The sequence below is a fragment of the Streptomyces sp. NPDC091289 genome, from assembly GCF_044757365.1.
Taxonomy (GTDB): Bacteria; Actinomycetota; Actinomycetes; order Streptomycetales; family Streptomycetaceae; genus Streptomyces.
This window is the reverse complement of the sequence record NZ_JBIVUT010000061.1, coordinates 1-1,420: the sequence shown is the minus strand read 5'-3', so window position 1 is coordinate 1,420 and position 1,420 is coordinate 1. Positions and strand designations below refer to the sequence as shown.

Below are 1,420 nucleotides of genomic sequence, written 5' to 3'. Positions count from 1 at the left end.
AACACAGTGGACGCGAGCAACTGAGGACAAGCCCTCGGCCTATTAGTACCAGTCAGCTCCACCCGTTACCGGGCTTCCACATCTGGCCTATCAACCCAGTCGTCTACTGGGAGCCTTAACCCTTCAAGAGGGTGGGAATACTCATCTCGAAGCAGGCTTCCCGCTTAGATGCTTTCAGCGGTTATCCTTTCCGAACGTAGCCAACCAGCCATGCCCTTGGCAGGACAACTGGCACACCAGAGGTTCGTCCGTCCCGGTCCTCTCGTACTAGGGACAGCCCTTCTCAATATTCCTGCGCGCGCAGCGGATAGGGACCGAACTGTCTCACGACGTTCTAAACCCAGCTCGCGTACCGCTTTAATGGGCGAACAGCCCAACCCTTGGGACCGACTCCAGCCCCAGGATGCGACGAGCCGACATCGAGGTGCCAAACCATCCCGTCGATATGGACTCTTGGGGAAGATCAGCCTGTTATCCCCGGGGTACCTTTTATCCGTTGAGCGACAGCGCTTCCACAAGCCACTGCCGGATCACTAGTCCCGACTTTCGTCCCTGCTCGACCCGTCGGTCTCACAGTCAAGCTCCCTTGTGCACTTACACTCAACACCTGATTGCCAACCAGGCTGAGGGAACCTTTGGGCGCCTCCGTTACTCTTTAGGAGGCAACCGCCCCAGTTAAACTACCCATCAGACACTGTCCCTGATCCGGATCACGGACCCAGGTTAGACATCCAGCACGACCAGAGTGGTATTTCAACGACGACTCCACAACCACTGGCGTGGCCGCTTCAAAGTCTCCCACCTATCCTACACAAGCCGAACCGAACACCAATATCAAACTATAGTAAAGGTCCCGGGGTCTTTCCGTCCTGCTGCGCGAAACGAGCATCTTTACTCGTAGTGCAATTTCACCGGGCCTATGGTTGAGACAGTCGAGAAGTCGTTACGCCATTCGTGCAGGTCGGAACTTACCCGACAAGGAATTTCGCTACCTTAGGATGGTTATAGTTACCACCGCCGTTTACTGGCGCTTAAGTTCTCAGCTTCGCCACCCCGAAAGGCAGCTAACCGGTCCCCTTAACGTTCCAGCACCGGGCAGGCGTCAGTCCGTATACATCGCCTTACGGCTTCGCACGGACCTGTGTTTTTAGTAAACAGTCGCTTCTCGCTGGTCTCTGCGGCCACCCCCAGCTCAAGCAGCAAGTGCTATCACCAGTGATGGCCCCCCTTCTCCCGAAGTTACGGGGGCATTTTGCCGAGTTCCTTAACCATAGTTCACCCGAACGCCTCGGTATTCTCTACCTGACCACCTGAGTCGGTTTAGGGTACGGGCCGCCATGAAACTCGCTAGAGGCTTTTCTCGACAGCATAGGATCATCCACTTCACCACAATCGGCTCGGCATCAGGTCTCACCCTTAA

General features: G+C 55.8%; 1 rRNA gene. It reads right to left on the bottom strand.

The features are described from left to right. Positions 1-22 precede the first annotated feature (22 nt). Positions 23-1,420 (bottom strand): 23S ribosomal RNA (locus ACIQPT_RS37390); the annotation flags it as partial.